The organism is Herbiconiux solani NBRC 106740 (assembly GCF_001571005.1).
GTDB lineage: Bacteria > Actinomycetota > Actinomycetes > Actinomycetales > Microbacteriaceae > Herbiconiux > Herbiconiux solani.
Map to the genome: position 1 here is coordinate 524,903 of NZ_BCST01000002.1, position 18,845 is coordinate 543,747.

Here is an 18,845-nt window from a genome sequence, read left to right on the forward strand (position 1 = left end):
TTCTCAGTGTGAGACCCGAACCTGGAAGAAGCTGAGAGCAGCCCGGGAGGTCCGTGAGGAATTCGGATCCCGGATCCTCCCTTGACGCCGCACTTTCATTTTGGAAGCATGACGGCATGAGCCTTTTCATCAGCTGCCCCGTCGCGAGCGTCGAACGCACGACGGCCTTCTACACCGCCCTCGGCTGGACACTCAATGCCGAGATGTCCGATCACAACGTGTCATGCTTCGCGATCGCGCCCGACCAGTACCCGATGCTCAGCAGCCGGGAGATGTACGCGAGCGTCGGCGGAACGGAAGAGCTGATCGGCGGGCCGGACACCCCCTCGAAGGTGACGGTCTCGTTCGACCTGCCGAGCCGCGAGGCCGTCGACGAGCTCGTCGAGCGCGCCGGCGCCGCGGGCGGGAGGGTCGGCGACACCGACGACTACCCCTTCATGTACCAGCGCCAGTTCGACGACCCGGACGGCTACCACTACTCACCGTTCTGGATGAAGCCGGACGCCGACCCGGTCGCGTGAGCGACGACACGAGCGCGGGCGCCGGGGCCGGGAGCAGCGACCTCGCCGCCGCCCTCGAGGTCGTCGGCCCCCGCTGGGCCCTCCTCGTCGTCGAGCGCCTCCTCGGCGGACCGCAGCGCTACGGCGACCTGCAGCGCGACCTCGGGATGGGCACGAACCAGCTCGCCACCCGCCTCCGCGAACTGGAGGCGGCGGGCGTCCTCCGCCGCCTACCGCTCCGGCACAACACCCGCGCCTACGCCCTGACCGATCGCGGTCTCGCCCTGCGCGAGGCCATCGCCGCTCTCAGTCGCTGGGGAGCCGACGGGAGATCATGACACCTCGATGATTCGATGTCGAAACACTTGCTTCCACATCGAAGCAGTGTTAGCTTCTCCGTAGATGCTTCAACCTCGAAGCACTACGCGAAAAGCAGACAGAGAAAGAAGACGATCATGAAGGCAGTGCGTTTCCACGAGTTCGGCGGCCCCGAGGTTCTTCGCTACGAAGACGCCGAGCAGCCCGTCGCCGGGGCCGGCGAGGTGCTGATCCGTGTCGCCGGATCGGCGTTCAACCCGGCCGACGCCGGCATCCGTGGCGGGACCCTCCCGTTCCCGGTCACCCTCCCCCACGTCCCCGGTTATGACGTGTCCGGCACGGTCGAGTCGCTCGGCGAGGGCGTGACCGCGTTCGTGGTGGGAGACGCCGTCGTCGGCTTCCTCCCGATGGTGGCCGACGGCTCGGCCGCCGAGTTCGTCGTCGCCCCGGCGGAGGTGCTCGTGAAGGCCCCGACGAGCATCGACCTCGCCGATGCCGCCGCGCTGCCGTCGGTGGCGCTGACCGCCTGGCAGGCGCTCTTCGACCTCGGCAGCCTCGAGTCCGGCCAGCGCGTGCTGATCACCGGCGCCGGCGGAGCGGTCGGGGGGTACGCCGTGCAGCTCGCCAAGGGGGCCGGCGCGTACGTCATCGCCACCGCGAGCCCGCGGAGCCGCGAGGGCGTCAGCGCCGCCGGTGCCGACGAGGTCATCGACCACACCAGCACCGCCGTGCTCGACGCCGTCACCGAACCCGTCGACGTGCTGCTCAACCTCGCGCCGATCAGCCCCGAGGAGTTCGCCGCCCTGGTTCCGCTGGTGGGCGACGGCGGCATCGTCGTGGCCACGACGGCGTGGATGACCACCCCCGGCGATGAGGAGCGGGGCGTCCGCACCGCGGGCGTCTTCGTCGAGGCGAAGGCCGACGAGCTGAGCGAGCTGGTCGCCCGGGTCGACCGCGGCGAGCTCACCGTCGACGTGGCGCAGCGGGTGTCGCTGAGCGAGCTCCCGGCCATCCACTCCCGGGCTGCCGCGGGCGAGGTGCACGGCAAGGTCGTCGCCACCCCCGACGCGCGCTGAGCGCGGCCGCGAGCCGGCCCCGGCCTCCGGCCCGGGTCACGGTCACGGGATGCGGCGCCCGCCGAGCGCACCGGCCGGCCCTGCATCCCGCCCCGGGTCAATACCGCCCGGGGTCAGGGGGTGCGGTAGCTCACCGTCCCGTGCGAGAAGAACGGCACCTGGATGGTCTCGCCCGGCCGCCAGCCGGACACGTCGACGAAGAACCAGCCCGCGTGCTGCACGAGCACCAGTACGATCGGCACCGCCACCAGCACGATCACGGCGCGCGTCGTCAGCCGGCGCGCCGCACCCCGGTCGGCCGACCCCGCCGTCTCGGGTTCGCCGGCATCCGCTCGGTCACCGACGACGCGTCTCACGAGCAGCACGAAGACGACGCCGACGAGGATGATGAGTCCCTGCGCGACCGGCGACGGGGTGAAGACGACCGAGACGCAGCCGCCGGCACCACTGCCGGAGCCGGGGCAGAGGCCCGACGACGCCGTCGACAGGGCCGTGTAGAGCGCAAGGCCGAGGACGGTGGCGATCACGATCGCCGCGATCGGGGACCGCGCGGCGGGGCTCACGACCCTGCGGTCACGATGCCGCGCACGAAGCCGGCCTGGCCGGCGTGCTGCAGGTCGTCCGAGATGACGCTGACCAGCCGCACCGCGAGGGTGACGGGCGGATCCCAGTTCTCGTCGACCACCCGGTCGAGATCGGCGTCGGTGAGCGTCGCGAGGTAGGCCGAGGTGGCCTCGGTCACGGCGTCGAGGTAGCCGGCGAGCGACTCGGCGGTGACGCCGGGGCCGGCCACCTGCCCGACCTCGGCCGACGTCTGGCCGTAGCCCGTCGCATCCGGAGCGAACGACAGCCCGAACCGGGCCTCCCACCCGGCCTCGTGCCAGACCTGCGCGGTGCCGGCGGCATCCGCCACGTGGTCGTCCTGCACCCGGGCGAGGTGCCAGACCAGCCAGGCGATGGTGTTCGCCTGCGGCGCCACCCTGGCCGTCAGCTGCTCGGGCGTCAGCCCCTTCAGGGTGCTCTGGACGGTGGACCGGATGCGCCCGAAGGCGTCGTCGAGAACCTCGATGCTCGTCGTCATACCTCCAGACTAGGCACGGCCCCCGGCTGGAGCACAGCTGTCGACCGGCGAAATCCCGACCATCTATCAGCGTCTTCCCGAATCTTGCCCCTACCCTGGCGCATATGCCCGAAAGCCCCCACCGTCTCGTCAGCGCGTTCCAGCGCATCGTCGACGGCACCAAACGCCCCGTCGGCATGATGCTCGCGCTCAGCGTGGCCGCCGGCCTGCTGATCACCGTCATGGCCGTGCCCGCCGTCGCCGTCACCGGCGTCTATGCCTCGCGCTCGGTCGATGTGCTGAACACCCTGCCGGACTACATCCGCCCCACCACGCTGGCGCAGAAGTCCGAGATCTACGCGACGAACAGCGACGGGTCGAACACGCTCCTCGCGACGGTCTTCGACCAGAACCGCCAGGAGGTGGGCTGGGACGACATCTCGCAGTTCGTGAAGGATGCGGTGGTCTCCACCGAAGACCCGCGCTTCTACGAGCACTCCGGCGTCGACATCGCCTCCACCCTCCGAGCCGCCGTGGGCAACGTGGCCTCGGGCGGCGTGGAGAGCGGCGCGTCGACGATCACGATGCAGTACGTGCGCAACATCCTCGTGCAGCAGGCCGAGATGATGGACACCAAGGAGGAGCGCGACGCCGCCTACGCGGCCGCGACCACCGAGTCGGTCGATCGCAAGCTCACCGAGATGCGGCTCGCGATCGCGCTCGAGAAGCAGTACACCAAAGACGACATCCTGCTCGGCTACCTCAACATCGCGAACTTCGGCGGCTCGGTCTACGGCATCGAGGCGGCGGCGCAGTACTACTACAGCGTCAGCGCGAAAGACCTGACGCTCGCCCAGGCCGCGAGCCTGGCGGCGACCGTCAACGAGCCCAACGGGCTGCGGATCGACGAGCCCGACAACGTCGCCGACAACGAGGCCCGCCGCAACGAGGACGTGCTCGCCTCAATGCTGAAGCAGAAGTCGATCACCCAGGCGCAGCACGACGAGGCCGTCGCGACCCCCGTGACCCCGCAGATCACCCAGCCCACCACGGGTTGCCAGGCCGCCCAGAACGGTGCCGCGTACTTCTGCGACTACGTGACCTACATCGTCAAGAACGACCCGACCTTCGGCGACACCTCGGACGCGCGCTGGCAGCACTTCAAGCAGGGCGGGTACAAGATCTACACCACCCTCAACACCGAGCTGCAGGCCAACGCCGACGAGACGATGAAGAAGTACATCCCGTCGAACTCGGACGAGGCCGACCTCGGCTCGACCATCGTCACCGTGGAGCCGGGCACCGGCCGCATCCTCGCCATGGCGCAGAACACGAACTTCAACGACGACCCCGACTCGACCGATCCCGGCGCGACCGCGATCAACTACAACACCGACATCGACTACGGCGGCTCCTCGGGCTTCCAGGTCGGGTCGACCTACAAGGTCTTCGCTCTGGCGCAGTGGCTGAAAGACGGGCACTCCCTCTCTGACCGCGTGAGCGGCAACGAGCGGGTCTGGGACACCGGCACGTTCACCAACAGCTGCGAGGAGATGGGCGGACCCTGGGATCCGGCGAACGACGGCAGCTCTCGGCCGGGCACGATGTCGGTGCAGAGCGCCCTCACCAACTCGGTCAACAACGCCTTCGTCGCGATGACGCAGGAGATGGACCTGTGCCAGATCAAGGACACCGCCCAGTCGCTCGGCGTGCACCGGGCCGACGGCGCCGACCTCAACACCCTGCCCTCGTCGGTGCTCGGCATCAACGAGATCGCGCCGCTGACGATGGCGGCCGCCTACGCCGGCATCGCCGCGAACGGCCTCTACTGCCAGCCGGTCGCGATCGACAAGATCCTCGACCCCGAGGGCGACGACGTGACGCCGCCGCCCGCCGACTGCAAGCAGGCCCTCGACCCGGGCATCGCGGCGACCCTCGCCTACGCCATGCTCGGCCCGATCGAGAGCGGCACGGCCACGGCCTCCGACCCGGATGACGGCATCACCCACATCGGCAAGACCGGTACCACCGACAACGAGAAGGACACCTGGATGGTCGGCGCCTCGACCAAGGCCGCCACGGCGGTCTGGGTCGGCAACGTCACCGGCAACGTCTCGATGAACGACGTCTACCCGAACGACTACACCGGTTCGACCGTGCGGCACCGCATCTGGCGGTCGGTCATGACGGCGAACGACGACGTGCTCGGTGGCGGGGACTTCCCGGACCCGGAGCGCGCGCTCGTCAACGGCTCCTCGAACCGCTTCGACTCGGACTCCGACTCGGGATCGGGATCCAGCTCGCCGAGCCCTACGCCGACGACCGCGCCGACGCCGACCCCCGCCCCGACCCAGGATGCGCCGGCCACGCCGGTCGCGCCCGTCGCGCCGGACCCCGCGGTCACCCCCACCGCGCCGGCCACCCCCGCGGCCGGCGCCGCCGGCACCGTCGGCGGCTAGCCCGCCCAGAACTGCGGACTAACGACGAACGTCGCCGCGACCGAGCCCGCTGAGCGGGTGGGTCGCGGCGACGTTCGTCGCCGGGCGGGCGGCTAGGGCTGGGCGGAGAGCTCGGCGAGCTTCTGCTCGATGACGGTGGCGGCGTCGTCGATGAGGGCCTCGGAGATGACCACGCTGGGGAGGAAGCGGAGCACGCTGTCCCAGCTGCCCGCATCCAGCACGATCACGCCGTTCGCCGCCGCGTGGCGGATCACCTGGGTGAGGGCCTCGGGGTTCGGCTTCTTCGTGCCGGGGAGCACGAGCTCGACACCGATCATGGCGCCTTTGCCGCGCACCTCGCCGACGATCGGGAAGCGCTCGGGCCAGTCGCCGATGCGGTCGAAGAAGGCGCGCTCGACGCGCTGGGCCTCGGCGATCAGGCCGTCGCGCTCGATCACCTCGAACACCGCCAGCGCCGCCGCGGTCGAGACCGGGTTGCCGCCGAAGGTGCCGCCGATGCCGCCGGGCTGCACCGCATCCATGATCTCGGCGCGGCCGGTGACCGCCGCGAGGGGGAAGCCGCCCGCGATGCCCTTGGCGCTGGTGATCAGGTCGGGCACGACGCCGTGGTGCTCGATCGAGTACCAGGCGCCGCTCCGGGCGATGCCGGCCTGGATCTCGTCGGCCACGAACACGATCCCGTTCTCGGCGCAGAACTCGCTGAGACGCTTGAAGTAGCCGGGCGCCGGGATGACGATGCCGCCGTCGCCCTGGATCGGCTCGACGAACAGCGCGGCCAGCTCGGTGGCGCCGATGTGGGTGACGATGTAGTCGATCGTGCGCTCGGCCGCCTCTTCGCCCGTCATGCCCTCGGGGTCGCGGAAGGGGTAGCTGATCGGCACGCTGAAGATGTCGCCCGGCATCGGGCCCATGCCGGCGCGCTCGGGCCAGGGGCGGTAGGTCATCGCCATCGTCAAGTTGGTGCGGCCGTGGAAGGCGTGATCGAGCGCCGCGATCACGCGGCGGCCGGTGTACTTGCGGGCGATCTTGACCGCGTTCTCGACCGCCTCGGCCCCGGAGTTGACCAGGATCGACCGCTTCTCGAAGTCGCCCGGGGTGATCTCGGCGAGCTTCTCGGCGACCTTCAGGTAGGTCTCGTACGGCGTGACGGTGAACAGCGTGTGCGTGAGCTTCGACGCCTGGGCGGTGGCGGCCGCGACCACATCGGGATGCGCGTGGCCGACGGTCGTGACGCCGATGCCGCACCCCAGGTCGATGATCTGGTTGCCGTCGACGTCGACGAGGATCGCGCCTGACCCGTGGTCCATGTAGATGTCGGCCAGCGTGCCGGCGCCGCGCGAGACGGCCTTCTTGCGGCGCTCGTGCATCTCGCGGGACTTCGGGCCGGGCAGCTCGGTGACGAGCTTGCGCTCCTGAGGAACGGAGAAGGATTCGGGTGAGATGGCCATGCTCCGAGCCTACGCCGGAGGGTGTTTCGCGGCTGTTTCGGCGATCGCCGCCTTGCGGGGGCAGGAGTCGACGTGGTCGTCGACCAGGCCGACCGCCTCGAGGTAGGCGTAGACGATGGTCGAGCCGACGAAGGTGAAACCGCGCTTCTTGAGGTCTTTGCTGAGCCGGTCGGAGAGCTCGGTGGTCGCCACGAGGTCGCCGAGGCCCTGCGGATGATTCACGATCCGTTCCCCGCCCACCCAGCCCCAGAGGTAGTCGGCGAACGAGCCGAACTCGGCCTGGACCCGCTGGAACGCGATCGCGTTCTTCCTCGTTCCGACGATCTTGAGGCGGTTGCGGATGATCCCGGCATCCCCCATCAGCTCCTCGAGCCGCTCGTCGGACAGCTGCGCGACCGCCTCGACGTCGAAGCCCTCGAAGGCGCGCTCGTAACCGGCCCGCCGGTTCAGGATCGTCGACCAGGAGAGCCCGGCCTGGGCCCCCTCGAGCACGAGCATCTCGAACAGGTGGTGGTCGTCGCGGCTCGGCACGCCCCACTCGGCGTCGTGATAGGCGCGCATCGCCGGGGTGTGGACGGCCCAGCCGCAGGTGCCGTCGTCGGGGCTGTCGCCCGCATCCGTTTCGCTCATGGTGCGATCATGGCAGCGACCGCCGACATCCGTCAGCCGCCGGCGGTCGACCCGAAGCCGGACTTGCCCGACGAGCCGAAACCGCTCTTCAGCGGAGCCCGGTCACCGGTCTTGGCCCCGGTCGGCGCGGGGCTGACGACGTCGGGCTGCAGCTTGGCGCCGGGTGCCGCGAACCCGCCCGAGGCGACGTTCGACCAGCCCGCGACATTGGGCGAACCCCACCGCGACCCGGCGAAGATGATCGGCCCGAGCCACGGATGCGCGTAGTGCGCCTGCGGGTAGGCGTTGGAGGATTCGCAGAGATCCTCCGGGTTGTCGGCGATCTGCTCGCCCTGGGCCTCGAGCTGCTGGATCTGCGCGGTGACGTCGGCGATGCAGGCCTCTTTCGAGTCGTACATCGGGCGCTCGGCGTTGTCGGGGATGACGTACTTCTGGCCGTCGGCGCCCTCGAGCACGATGCCCTCGTCGGTCGGGGCACAGCCCGAGAGGGCGAGCACCGCGCCGGCGATCGACACCACGGCGACGCCCCGGGCGACGGCCGGTTTGCGGAGTGCGCGCTGGGACGCGGCGATTCCGGAGAGGTCGAGGGAAGAGGATCGCGCAGCCATCAGGATTCCATCATCCCCCACCCGGCGCCGGTTCGTGCACGGGTGTCGATCGGCGTGCAGCGACTCCTCAGCCCCGATTCAGTGCTCGACTCAGTGCTCGACTCAGTGCTCGACTCAGCCCTCGATAGTGCCGACTCAGCGCTCGATGAAGTGCGGCACGAACTCGGCCAGGTCACCCGTGATCGGGCCGCCGGTCTCGCGCAGGTCGATGCCCGCCGGGGTCTCCCCCACGATCCAGCTGCCGATCACCGGGGTCTTGGGCTCGCCCGCCTCGGTCGAGATCGGCGTGAAGCGGGCGCGCTCCTGGTAGACGAAACCCTCGTCGCCGTACCCGCCCTCGTTCGCGGCGACCGGCGCATCCGACCCGTCGAACACCGTGACGTTGGCGCCCTCGCGGCCGAGCCGGGGCTTCGAGACGTACCCCGCCCGGCCGCCGCGGAGCGCATCCGGGGCCTCGAAGGCGGGCAGCAGGTTCGGATGCCCGGGGAAGAGCTCCCAGAGCACGACGAGCAGCTGCTTGTTGCTGAGCAGCAGCTTCCACGCGGGCTCGACCCAGGCGGTGCGGCCGCGGGTGCCGGGCAGGAAGCCGCCGAACTGCTCGGTGATCATCCACTCCCAGGGGTAGAGCTTGAAGATGTGGCGGATCTCCTCGTCGTCGGCGTCGAGGAAGGCCTGGCGGTCGACGCTGTAGCGCAGCTCCTCCATGAAGACGAGCTTCGGGTCGAAGCCGGCGGCCGAGGCGGTCTCGGCCATGTAGGCGACGGTGTCGAAGTCCTCGACGATGAGCTCGGCGCCGGGCTCGCCGGTGTCATGCAGCGAGGCGAGGTGCAGGCGGGCGCCCGGGGCGAGGCCCCAGCGGGCGGTGCGGATGTGGTCCCACTGCTCGATCAGCAGCTCGTGCACCGCGTTGAACTGGTCGGCGGTGGGCGGGATCGCGCCGGTGGCCTTCTGATCCTCGAGCCACTGCCATTGGGCGGCGGCGGTCTCGACGAGTGAGGTGGGGGTGTCGGCGTTGAACTCGAGCAGCTTGACCGTGGGGGTGCGGGCGGTGCCGAAACGGGCGGGGCGGCCGGAGAGGTCGGGCGGGCCGGCGCCGTCGTCGTAGGCGAGGTCGAAGCGGCCGTAGACGGTGGGGTCGTCGTCGTCCCAGGATGCACGGACCAGTTCGTGGAACCGGTCCGGGATGCCGAACTCGGCGAAGCGGCCGGCGCGCACGATGTGCTCGACCGCATCCATGCAGCGGGCGAAGAGCTCGGCGGTGGCGGTCTCGAGCAGCGCGATCTCGGGCGGGGTGAAGACGTAGGCGGCCGCTTCGCTCCAGTAGGGGCGGCCGCCCTCGGACTCGAGGTCGTAGAAGCTGAACCCCACCGCGTCGGCGCGCTCGCGCCAGTTCGGGCGGGGGGTCACGGAGGTCCGTCGCATGACGTGTGAGCCTAGCCGGGCCCCGCCGGCCCCGCCCGCCCCGCCCGACTGTCCGCGATCCGTCAGTTGTTGTCGCTATCGGCGCGTTTTAGCGACAACGAGTGACGGATCGCGGACAGTCGGGGGAAGCGAGGGCGTCGGCGTCAGCTCAGGGCGTCGAGCTCGGCGAACTCCTCGTCGGTGAGCTCGATCGATGCACCGGCGACGTTCTCCTCGAGGTGCGCGACCGAGGAGGTGCCGGGGATCGGCAGCAGCACGGGCGACTTGCGCAGCAGCCAGGCCAGCGCGAGCTGGCTCGGGGTGCTCCCGTGCCGCGCAGCGAGCTCGGCGAGCGGCGAACCCTCGCCCGAGAGCTTGCCGGTGGCGAGCGGGAACCACGGGATGAACCCGATGCCCTCGGCCTCGGCGTACTCGAGCAGGGCCGACGACTTGCGGTTCGTCAGGTTGAACAGGTTCTGCACCGACACGATCTCGGCGATCTCGCGCGCCGCCTTCACCTCGTCGACCGACACCTCGGAGAGGCCGATGTGTCGCACCTTGCCCTCGTCCTGCAGCGCCTTGAGCTCGCCGAGCTGGTCCTCCAGCGGCACCTTCGGGTCGATGCGGTGCAGCTGCAGGAGGTCGATGCGGTCGACCCCGAGGTTGCGCAGGTTGAGCTCGGTCTGCTGGCGCAGGTACTCGGGGCGGCCGACCGGGATCCACTCGTTCGGGCCCTGGCGGGTGAAGCCCACCTTCGTCGCGATCACGAGGTCGTCGGCGTAGGGGTGCAGCGCCTCGCGGATGAACGCGTCGGTCACGAACGGGCCATACGCATCCGCGGTGTCGATGAGGTTCACACCGAGCTCGACGGCCCGGCGCAGCACGGCCACGGGAGCCTCACGATCGTCGGGCCAGCCCCAGACGCCCTTGCCCGTGAGCTGCATCGTGCCGAAGCCGAGGCGATTGACGGTGAGGTCGCCTCCGAGGCGGAAGGTTCCGGATGCCGCTGCCGGCAGTGCGTTCGCTGAATCAGTCATACCGCCAGTCAACTCCGGTCGGCGCATCCGTGTTCCGGATACCTGTTCGCTCTGCGCGCATCGTGGGCAGACTGAGGGAATGAAGATCACCGACACGAGCGACCTGTGGTGGAAGAACGCCGTCGTGTACTGCCTCGACGTGGAGACCTACCTCGACTGGAACGGCGACGGCGTGGGCGACTTCGTCGGACTCGCGAACCGCATCGACTACCTCGCCGAACTCGGCGTGACCTGCCTCTGGCTGATGCCGTTCTATCCGACTCCCGATCGGGACGACGGCTACGACATCCTCGACTTCTACGGGGTCGACCCGCGGCTCGGGCACTTCGGCGACCTGGTGGAGGTGATCCGCATCGCGCGCGACCGGGGCATCCGGGTGATCGCCGACCTCGTGATCAACCACACGTCCGACCGGCATCCGTGGTTCAGGGCGGCGCGTTCGAGCCGCGACAGCCCCTACCGCGACTACTACGTGTGGCGCGACGAGCCGCTCGACGACGGCGAGCCGGTGTTCCCCGACCAGGAGTCGAGCAACTGGGAGCTCGACGAGAAGACCGGGCAGTACTACCAGCACGTGTTCTACAAGCACCAACCCGACCTCAACATCACCAACCCGCTGGTGCGCGACGAGATCGCGAAGATCATGGGGTTCTGGTTGCAGCTGGGGCTCTCGGGCTTCCGGGTGGATGCGGTGCCGTTCCTGCTCGACGAGAGCGGCGTGGTGGGCGGCTCGGAGCTGCTGCCCGACCCGCACGCCTACCTGCGGTCGCTGCGGTCGTTCCTCGGCCGGCGATCGGGCGACGGGGTGCTGCTCGGCGAGGTGAATCTCGAGCGCGCCGAGCAGGAGCAGTTCTTCGGCGGGGCCGAGGGCGACGAGCTCACCATGCAGTTCGACTTCATCTCGATGCAGAACCTCTACCTCTCGCTGGCACGACAGGATGCGGGGCCGTTGGTCGAAGCCCTGCTCTCCCGGCCCGTCGGCTCACCCGACTCGCAGTGGGCGAACTTCGTGCGCAACCACGATGAGCTCACCCTGGACAAGCTCTCCGACGCCGAACGCGAGGAGGTGTTCGCAGCCTTCGGACCGGAGGAGCGGATGCAGGTCTACGGCCGCGGCCTGGTGCGCCGCCTGCCGCCGATGCTCGACGGTGATCCGCGGCGCATCCGGCTGGTCTACAGCCTGCTGTTCTCGATGCCGGGCACCCCGGTGCTCTTCTACGGCGAGGAGATCGGCATGGGCGAGAACCTCGACGCCGAGGGGCGGATGGCGGTGCGCACGCCGATGCAGTGGACGTCCGGGCCGAACGGCGGCTTCTCGACCGCGCGGCCCTCGCGCCTCCGCAACGCCCTCGTCTCGGGCGGGTACGGGCCCGAGCACGTGAACGTGGAGACGCAGCGGCGCGACCCCGACTCGCTGTACTCCTTCATCCGGATGCTCGTGCAGCACTACCGCAACGCCCCCGAGCTGGGCTGGGGCGAGTTCACGGTGCTCGAGGGAACGCCCTCGTCGGTGCTCGCCCACACCCTCTCGTGGGACGGGCGGACGGTGCTGCTCGTGCACAACTTCTCGGCCACCCCGGTCGACGTGCCGCTGGCGCTCGATCGCGAGCTTGCCGGATGCCGCGTCAACCGGTTGCTCGGCGCGGAGGCGGGCCGGCAGCCGTTCGCCGATCCGCTCTCGCTCGACGACGCGGGCCGGACGACCGTGCCCCTCGAGGGCTACGGCTTCGAGTGGTTGCGCGTGATCGCCCCGGGCGACGAACTGCAGTACTGAGAGGGGGGCGGAGCCGCGGTCAGACCGGGTCGACTGCTTCCAGGCGCACGGTGCCGTCGGCCTCGACGCTCCAGCCGGGGTTGTACGCGATCTCCCAGACGACCCCGTTCGGGTCGGCGACGTGCCCGTGGTACCCGCCGAACGCGGCCGCCTGGGGTCGCTTGCGCAGGATGCCGCCGGCCTCGAGCATCCGCTCGGCGATCGCGTCGACCTCGGCGGGCGACCCCGCGTTCTGCGAGAGGGTGAGCCCCGCGACCCGCGTCGGCTCGGGATCGGGCAACTGCGAGACCCCGCCGTCGAGGTCGGCGTCGAAGGCGCGCGCCTCGAAGAGGCCGAGCACCAGACCGTGCCCGACCTGGAAGAAGAGGATCTCGCCCGGCACGTCGACGAGCGGCTGCCAGCCGAGGCCGTCGCGATAGAAGGCGCGCGCCGCGTCGAGGTCGGGAGTGGCGAGGGTGATGAAGTCGACCTTCTTGTCCATGGCCCCAGCCTGCCCGTCGGATCGCCCGGGCGAAACCCCTGAGGGCGCGCTCGTCAGACCGCCTGCGCGAAAGCTCCGGGCGTCTCGGCGGCCTCGGCGAGCGCGGCGAGCGCGTGCGGCACGGGCCAGCCCTTGCGCTGCATCGACTGCGCCCACAGCCGCCCGGCGCGGTACGACGAGCGCACGAGCGGGCCGGCGAGCACGCCGAGGAAGCCGATCTCCTCGGCCTCCTGCTTGATCTCGACGAACTCCTCGGGCCGCACCCACGACGCCACCGGCAGGTGCCGCGGCGACGGCCGGAGGTACTGGGTCACGGTGATGATGTCGGTGCCGGCGTCGTGCAGGTCGTGCAGGGCCCGGCTGATCTCGTCGCGGGTCTCGCCCATCCCGAGGATGAGGTTCGACTTGGTGATCAGCCGCGCATCCCGGGCCTGGGTCAGCACGTCGAGCGAGCGCTCGTAGCGGAAGGCCGGGCGGATGCGCTTGAAGATGCGCGGCACCGTCTCGACGTTGTGCGCGAAGACCTCGGGGCGCGAGTCGAACACCTCGGCCAAGAGCGACGGGTTGCCCGAGAAATCGGTGGCGAGGATCTCGACGCCCGTGCCGGGGTTCAGCTCGTGGATGCGCCGCACCGTCTCGGCGTGCAACCACGCGCCCTCGTCGGGCAGGTCGTCGCGGGCGACCCCCGTGACGGTGGCGTAGCGGAGGTTCATCGAGACGACCGACTCGGCTACGCGGCGCGGCTCGTCCGTGTCGTAGTCGGCGGGCTTTCCGGTGTCGATTTGGCAGAAGTCGCAGCGGCGGGTGCACTGCGAGCCGCCGATCAGGAAGGTCGCCTCGCGATCCTCCCAGCACTCGAAGATGTTCGGGCAGCCGGCCTCCTGGCAGACGGTGTGCAGGTCCTGGGTCTTCACCAGGGTCTGGAGCTGCTGGTACTCGGGGCCGAAGCGGGCCTTGGTCTTGATCCACTCGGGCTTGCGCTCGATCGGGGTCTCGGCGTTGCGCACCTCGAGCCGCAGCAGGCGGCGGCCGGCGGGGGCGGTGGCGTCGGCGGTGGCGTCGGCGGTCATCGGGCGACTCCGGATGCGGTGGGCTGGGCTCCGGATGCGGCGGGTTGCGCGAAGAGCGACTCCGCCGTCTGCCACGCCCTCCGCGCCTGCGTCTCGAGCGGCGACTCGAAGCGCTCGCGCACCAGCGTGGCCACCTCCACCGGCCGGATGCGACGACCCAGCAGCGCGCTCAGCGTCGTGACCCCCGCATCCCGGATCCCGCAGGCCACGATGCGCTCGTACGGCGCGAGGTCGTTGTCGCAGTTGAGCGCGAAGCCGTGGGTGGTGACCCCGGAGGCCACACGGATCCCGATCGCCCCGATCTTCGAGGTCTGCCCGTCGACGTCGACCCAGACGCCCGACCGCCCCTCGACCCGGTGCGCGCCGAGAGCGGCGCCGCCCGGGATCGCGGCGACCACGTCGAGCAGGAGCTGTTCGAGCATCCGCACGTAGGCCACCACGTCGACCGGCTGCGGCAGCCGCACGATCGGGTAGCCGACGAGCTGGCCCGGCCCGTGCCAGGTGATCTTGCCGCCCCGGTCGACGTCGACCACGGGGGTGCCGTCGGCCGGCCGCTCGGAATCCTCGGTGCGACGGCCCGCCGTGTAGACGGCCTCGTGCTCGAGAAGCACCAGCGTGTCGGGGGCGTCGCCCGCGACGACGCGGTCGTGGAGCCGTGCCTGCAGTGCGAGGCCCTCGGCGTAGGGCACGAGTCGCTGCCCCAGTCCTTCGATGACGATCTCGGTCATCTCCGCACCCTACCGTTAATTGCGCTCCGTCCATAAAACCGAATGGCCCGGGGTGAATTTAACGTAGCATTGCGCGCTACGGCCTGCTACAGTGGCCGCATGTCCGCCGTCCCCGTCCGAGATCTCCGCAACCACACCGCCGATGTGGTGCGCCGCGTGCAGAGCGGTGAGGACATCACGATCACCGCCAACGGTCTGCCCGTCGCCGAGCTCGTCCCGCCGCGGAGTGCCCGTCGGCAGTGGATCGGGCCGGTCGACCTGATCGCGGTTCTGCAGTCCCCCGCCGATTCTGGCCTCCGCGACGACCTCGCCCTGCTCGCGGGCGACACGACCGACGACCTCGAACCCCTCTCGTGAGCCCCGCCGAGTCCGCGGGCCTGCTCGACACCAGCGTCTTCATCGCCACGGAAACGGGCCGGCCATTGACGACGGACGCCTTGCCCGCGCGCTCGTTCATCTCGGTCATCACGCTCGCCGAGCTGAGGGCCGGCGTTCTGGCCGCGCGCGACACCGACACCCGGGCCCGCCGGCTCGCCACACTCGAGGCCGTCTCCGAGCTCGAGGCCCTCACGGTCGACGACCGGGCCGCCGCCGAGTGGGCCAGGCTCCGCTTCCGCCTGCACGAGACAGGTCGTCGCGCGAACGTCAACGACCTCTGGATCGCCTCGATCGCTCTCGCGAACCGACTGCCGGTGGTGACGCAGGATGCCGACTACGACGTTTTCGCCGAACTGGGCGGGCCCGCCGTCATCCGCGTCTGATTTCGCGCACCGTCAAGAAGCGCAGTTCTTGACGGGGGGATCGGCCGAAAGACCGCCGATACGGCGCGGAGCGGTGCGATCCTGGCTGCATGGCCGACCGCATCACGCTCCGCTTCCTCGCCGCCCCGCAAGACGCCGCCATCGGCGGCACCACGGTCGCGGCCGGCCGGGTGCTCGAATGGATCGACAAGGCCGGGTTCGCCTGCGCCGTCGGCTGGAGCGCGAGCTACTGCGTCACCGCCTACGTCGGCAACGTGCAGTTCACCCGGCCGATCGCGGCCGGCGAGTTGATCGAGGCGAACGCGCGCATCATCCAGACCGGGCGCACGAGCATGCAGGTGCTGGTCACGGTCGAGGCGGCGGACGTGCGCAGCGGCCGGTTCACGCCCGCGACCCACTGCATCCTCGTCTTCGTCGCGGTCGACGCCGAGGGAACACCGGTGGCGGTCCCGCCGTGGGCCCCGACGAGCGACACCGACCGGATGCTGCACGAGCGCGCCGAGGAACGCCTCGCCCCCAGACGCGCCATCCGCGACGCCATGCAGCAGCAGGTCTACTCGGCCGAGGGCACCACCCCGCGCACCGTCTTCCGCTTCCTCGCCGCGCCCGCCGACGCGAACTACGGCGGCAACGCGCACGGCGGCACGGTGCTGCGCTGGATCGACGAGACCGCCTTCGCCTGCGCCGCCAGCTGGTCCGGTGAGGCGGCCGTGGCGGTGTACTCGGGCGGCATCCACTTCTACCGCCCCATCCGCATCGGGAACATCGTCGAGGTGGATGCGCGGCTCATCCACACGGGCACCCGCAGCATGCACATCGCGGTGCACGTGCGATCGGGGTCGCCGCGCCGGCCGGACGAGCTCGAGCTGACCACGCAGTGCATGAGCATCTTCGTCGATCGGGGCGTCGACGGGCGCAGCGTCGACGGGCGCAGCGAGGCGGTGCGGGCCCTGCCCGTGCGGGCGCTGCCGCTGGTCTCGGACGAGGACCGGCGGCTCGACGCGCACGCCCGCGACCTCATCCGGATGCGCGCCGACCTCGAGGCCCTGCCGGCCGCCGCGCTCGCCTGAGCGGGCCCGCTCGCTACTCTTAGCTCGCGCATAGCTGCACTGGCTAGCATCGCGCTCGATCGATCGCCCGATCGATCCGCCCGCACGACAGGAGCATCCCCGGTATGAGCCCCGCCACCTCGGACAAGAGCATCTACGACGGCCTCTCGAAGAAGGACCGCCAGGCGCTCAACCGGGAGCTGAACCGGATCAAGCGCGAAGAGGACCGGAAGCGCCGGAAGCGCAACCGCGTCATCCTCGTCTCGAGCCTCGTCGTGGCCGCGGTCGCCGTGGTCGCGATCGTCGGGCTGGTGGTGTTCAACAGCATCCGCGCCACCTTCGTGGGCCCGCTCAACATGCTCTCGGACGGCATCCTCTTCACCGGCGACGGCACGAACGTGACGGCGACCAAGACGGCCGCGATCCAGCCCGACGCGCAGCCGGTCGCGAACGACCTCGACACCTCGACGGTGCTCAGGATGACGGAGTACGTCGACTACTCCAGCCCCGACGTCGCCACCTTCGAGACCACGAACGGCGCCTCGCTGCAGTCGTACGTCTCGGCCGGGTACGCCAGCCTCGAGCTGCACCCGGTGGCGCTCGAGGGCGCCGACAGCTACGCCGCCCGCGCGGCGAACACCGTGGCCTGCGTGGCGAACACGGTGCCGGATGCGGTGCTCGCGGTGCACAACTCCCTGGTCACGGCCCAGAAGACCCTGCCCGACGGCGGGCTGAGCAACGACGACCTGGTCGGGCTGGTCGAGACCGCGGGGGTCAAGAACGACGCGGTGTCGTCGTGCATCCGCGGCAACGACTTCTCGGACTGGGTGACGGATGCGACCGACCGTGCGAAGGCGTCGATCCCGAACTCGGACGTCACGGCTCTCGCGACCGTCCCGCTGCTCGTGGTCGACGGCACGGCCTACACCGGCGCGCTCGACGATGCGGATGCGCTGTCGACGTTCATCACGGACGTGTTCACGGCGGCCTCCGGCGGAGCGGACACGGGCGACGACGGATCGGGCGCGACGGACGACGGGACGGGCACGGCTCCGACCGACGGAACCGTTCCGACCGACGGGACCGGCACGACGGACGGAACCGGCACGGCTCCCACTGACGGAACCGGCACCACCGACGGAACCGGTGCCGGCAGCACCGACGGGACCGCCCCGACCGGCCAGTAGCAGGGCCGCGGAGGGCCCGCATCCCCTCCCGGAGAATTGACTAGGTTAGCCTTACCTAACTAGGATCGAGGCGTTCTCGCGCGGCCGGACACGGCCCGTGACCGCCCTCGCCCAGTTCGGATCCATGACCTCGTCAGCCATCTCCCGCCTCCGCGCCGCGCTCGCCCTCGGGATCGCCCTCGCTGTGACCGCCGGCCTCGGCGCCTGCACGAGTTCCGCCGCCGGCACCCCCGCCGCCCAGTGCGCCTCGAGCGACGTCGCCCTGGCCGACCTGCCCCTGACGCCGGACCCGTCGTCGTACTCGGGTGCGACCACGGCCTGCCTGGAGGACACCGGGATCGCGCCGATAGCCGACGCCGTGAAGCCCACGCTGCCGGCGACCGTCACCGACAACCAGGGCACCGAGGTCACCGTGACCGACGTCAGCCGCATCCTGGCCCTCGACATCTACGGATCGCTCGCCGCCACCGTCTACGGCCTGGGTCTCGGCGGCAACGTCGTCGGCCGCGACACCTCCACCAGCTTCGCCGGCGCCGAGGAATTGCCGCTCGTCACCCAGAACGGGCACGAGCTCAACGCCGAGGCCATCCTCGAGCTGAACCCCAGCGTCATCATCACCGACTCCTCGATCGGGCCGTGGGATGTCGTGCTTCAGATGCGCGAGGCCGGCATCCCGGTCGTCGTCACGACCCCCCAGCGCAACCTCGACAACGTCGGCGAGATCGTCGGCCTGGTCGGCTCCGCGCTCGGGCTGCCCGCCGAAGGCCAGGCGCTCACCGATCGGGTGAACGGCGAGATCCAGGCCGAGGTCGCCGCGATCGCCGCGGTGACGCCGGCTGATCCCGCCGATCGCCCGCGCATCCTCTTCCTCTACGTGCGCGGCAACGCGGGCGTGTACTACATCTTCGGAGAGGAGTCGGGAGCCGACACCCTGATCCGCGCGCTCGGCGGCATCGATGTCGCCGGCGAGATCGGCTGGAAAGGCATGCGGCCGATGACCGCGGAGGCGCTCGTGAAGGCGCAGCCCGACATCCTGCTGATGATGACGAACGGGCTCGAGTCGGTCGGCGGGGTCGACGGGCTGCTCGAGCGGATCCCGGCGGTCGCCGAGACCCCGGCCGGCCAGAACCGGCGCATCGTCGACATGAGCGACTACGAGATCATGAGCTTCGGCCCGCGCACGGCTCCCGTGCTCGATGCCCTGGCGCGGGCGATCTACGCCCCCGACGCCTCGGGCGCCGTCGGGTGACGGCGACGA

At 70.5% G+C, this 18,845-nt stretch carries 20 protein-coding genes; 10 read left to right on the plus strand and 10 right to left on the minus strand.

The genetic code is table 11. The features are described 5' to 3' along the window. The first annotated feature begins 116 nt into the window (after positions 1-116). From HSO01S_RS05605 to HSO01S_RS05615, 3 genes are all read left to right on the plus strand, one after another. On the plus strand, positions 117-521 hold the full coding sequence (locus HSO01S_RS05605; RefSeq protein ID WP_066039567.1) for a VOC family protein: 405 nt from the start codon (positions 117-119) through the stop codon (positions 519-521). Next, positions 518-838 carry a winged helix-turn-helix transcriptional regulator gene (locus HSO01S_RS05610; RefSeq protein WP_066039568.1) on the plus strand — a complete coding sequence of 107 codons (321 nt, stop codon included), beginning with the start codon at positions 518-520 and terminating at the stop codon, positions 836-838. The genes HSO01S_RS05605 and HSO01S_RS05610 overlap by 4 nt, the downstream gene beginning before the upstream one ends. Before the next feature lie 117 nt (positions 839-955). Next, positions 956-1,894: an NADP-dependent oxidoreductase gene (locus HSO01S_RS05615; protein WP_066039569.1), complete on the plus strand. Its 939-nt coding sequence runs from the start codon at positions 956-958 to the stop codon at positions 1,892-1,894. Between the two features lie 113 nt (positions 1,895-2,007). On the opposite strand, the gene HSO01S_RS05620 is transcribed toward HSO01S_RS05615, so the two are convergent. Both HSO01S_RS05620 and HSO01S_RS05625 read right to left on the minus strand, forming a co-directional pair. Continuing rightward, positions 2,008-2,457, minus strand: a complete 450-nt coding sequence (locus HSO01S_RS05620; protein ID WP_066039570.1) for a hypothetical protein — start codon at positions 2,455-2,457, stop codon at positions 2,008-2,010. Then, the gene (locus HSO01S_RS05625; RefSeq protein ID WP_066039571.1) at positions 2,454-2,975 is read right to left on the minus strand and encodes a mycothiol transferase; all 522 of its coding nucleotides are present in this window, start codon (positions 2,973-2,975) and stop codon (positions 2,454-2,456) included. The genes HSO01S_RS05620 and HSO01S_RS05625 overlap by 4 nt, the downstream gene beginning before the upstream one ends. A 104-nt stretch (positions 2,976-3,079) precedes the next feature. On the opposite strand from HSO01S_RS05625, the gene HSO01S_RS05630 reads away from it, so the two are divergent. Continuing rightward, positions 3,080-5,413: a transglycosylase domain-containing protein gene (locus HSO01S_RS05630; protein WP_066039572.1), complete on the plus strand. Its 2,334-nt coding sequence runs from the start codon at positions 3,080-3,082 to the stop codon at positions 5,411-5,413. Positions 5,414-5,505: 92 nt separating this feature from the next. Here the strand turns inward: HSO01S_RS05630 and HSO01S_RS05635 are convergent, their stop codons facing one another. From HSO01S_RS05635 to HSO01S_RS05655, 5 genes are all read right to left on the minus strand, one after another. Next, on the minus strand, positions 5,506-6,861 hold the full coding sequence (locus HSO01S_RS05635) for an aminotransferase class III-fold pyridoxal phosphate-dependent enzyme (protein ID WP_157078929.1): 1,356 nt from the start codon (positions 6,859-6,861) through the stop codon (positions 5,506-5,508). 9 nt (positions 6,862-6,870) lie between these two features. Then, the gene (locus tag HSO01S_RS18665; protein ID WP_066039573.1) at positions 6,871-7,491 is read right to left on the minus strand and encodes a DNA-3-methyladenine glycosylase I; all 621 of its coding nucleotides are present in this window, start codon (positions 7,489-7,491) and stop codon (positions 6,871-6,873) included. Between the two features lie 32 nt (positions 7,492-7,523). Then, on the minus strand, positions 7,524-8,099 hold the full coding sequence (locus tag HSO01S_RS05645; protein WP_066039574.1) for a hypothetical protein: 576 nt from the start codon (positions 8,097-8,099) through the stop codon (positions 7,524-7,526). A gap of 135 nt (positions 8,100-8,234) precedes the next feature. Further along, positions 8,235-9,521, minus strand: coding sequence for a glutathionylspermidine synthase family protein (locus tag HSO01S_RS05650; protein WP_066039575.1), 1,287 nt, complete (start codon positions 9,519-9,521; stop codon positions 8,235-8,237). A 143-nt stretch (positions 9,522-9,664) separates the two neighbouring features. Then, complete coding sequence (locus HSO01S_RS05655; RefSeq protein WP_066039576.1) at positions 9,665-10,537, minus strand: aldo/keto reductase; 873 nt, start codon at positions 10,535-10,537, stop codon at positions 9,665-9,667. 79 nt (positions 10,538-10,616) lie between these two features. Here HSO01S_RS05655 and HSO01S_RS05660 point away from each other — a divergent pair, with 79 nt between their 5' ends. After that, complete coding sequence (locus tag HSO01S_RS05660; protein WP_066039577.1) at positions 10,617-12,311, plus strand: alpha-amylase family protein; 1,695 nt, start codon at positions 10,617-10,619, stop codon at positions 12,309-12,311. A 19-nt stretch (positions 12,312-12,330) separates the two neighbouring features. Here HSO01S_RS05660 and HSO01S_RS05665 read toward each other — a convergent pair whose 3' ends face one another. From HSO01S_RS05665 to lipB, 3 genes are read right to left on the minus strand one after another with little or no spacing between them, the layout of a single operon-like run. Continuing rightward, the gene (locus tag HSO01S_RS05665; RefSeq protein ID WP_066039578.1) at positions 12,331-12,792 is read right to left on the minus strand and encodes a VOC family protein; all 462 of its coding nucleotides are present in this window, start codon (positions 12,790-12,792) and stop codon (positions 12,331-12,333) included. 53 nt (positions 12,793-12,845) lie between these two features. Continuing rightward, the gene (lipA, locus tag HSO01S_RS05670) at positions 12,846-13,862 is read right to left on the minus strand and encodes a lipoyl synthase (RefSeq protein ID WP_066039579.1); all 1,017 of its coding nucleotides are present in this window, start codon (positions 13,860-13,862) and stop codon (positions 12,846-12,848) included. Continuing rightward, positions 13,859-14,590, minus strand: a complete 732-nt coding sequence (gene lipB, locus HSO01S_RS05675; protein ID WP_084361338.1) for a lipoyl(octanoyl) transferase LipB — start codon at positions 14,588-14,590, stop codon at positions 13,859-13,861. The genes lipA and lipB overlap by 4 nt, the downstream gene beginning before the upstream one ends. A 99-nt stretch (positions 14,591-14,689) precedes the next feature. Between lipB and HSO01S_RS05680 the strand changes: the two genes are divergently transcribed. The 5 genes from HSO01S_RS05680 to HSO01S_RS05700 all read left to right on the plus strand — a co-directional run bounded on the left by HSO01S_RS05680 (position 14,690) and on the right by HSO01S_RS05700 (position 18,836). Then, positions 14,690-14,947 (plus strand): type II toxin-antitoxin system Phd/YefM family antitoxin, encoded by a 258-nt coding sequence (locus HSO01S_RS05680; protein ID WP_066039580.1) that lies wholly within the window; start codon positions 14,690-14,692, stop codon positions 14,945-14,947. Next, positions 14,944-15,351: a type II toxin-antitoxin system VapC family toxin gene (locus HSO01S_RS05685; RefSeq protein ID WP_066039581.1), complete on the plus strand. Its 408-nt coding sequence runs from the start codon at positions 14,944-14,946 to the stop codon at positions 15,349-15,351. Before HSO01S_RS05680 ends, HSO01S_RS05685 begins: the two co-directional genes overlap by 4 nt. A gap of 89 nt (positions 15,352-15,440) precedes the next feature. After that, positions 15,441-16,421, plus strand: a complete 981-nt coding sequence (locus HSO01S_RS05690) for an acyl-CoA thioesterase (RefSeq protein WP_066039582.1) — start codon at positions 15,441-15,443, stop codon at positions 16,419-16,421. Between the two features lie 104 nt (positions 16,422-16,525). Further along, a complete protein-coding gene (locus HSO01S_RS05695) occupies positions 16,526-17,587 on the plus strand; it encodes a DsbA family protein (RefSeq protein WP_066039583.1) in 1,062 nt (353 codons plus the stop codon). Between the two features lie 124 nt (positions 17,588-17,711). After that, positions 17,712-18,836 carry a heme/hemin ABC transporter substrate-binding protein gene (locus HSO01S_RS05700; RefSeq protein WP_066039635.1) on the plus strand — a complete coding sequence of 375 codons (1,125 nt, stop codon included), beginning with the start codon at positions 17,712-17,714 and terminating at the stop codon, positions 18,834-18,836. Positions 18,837-18,845 lie beyond the last annotated feature (9 nt).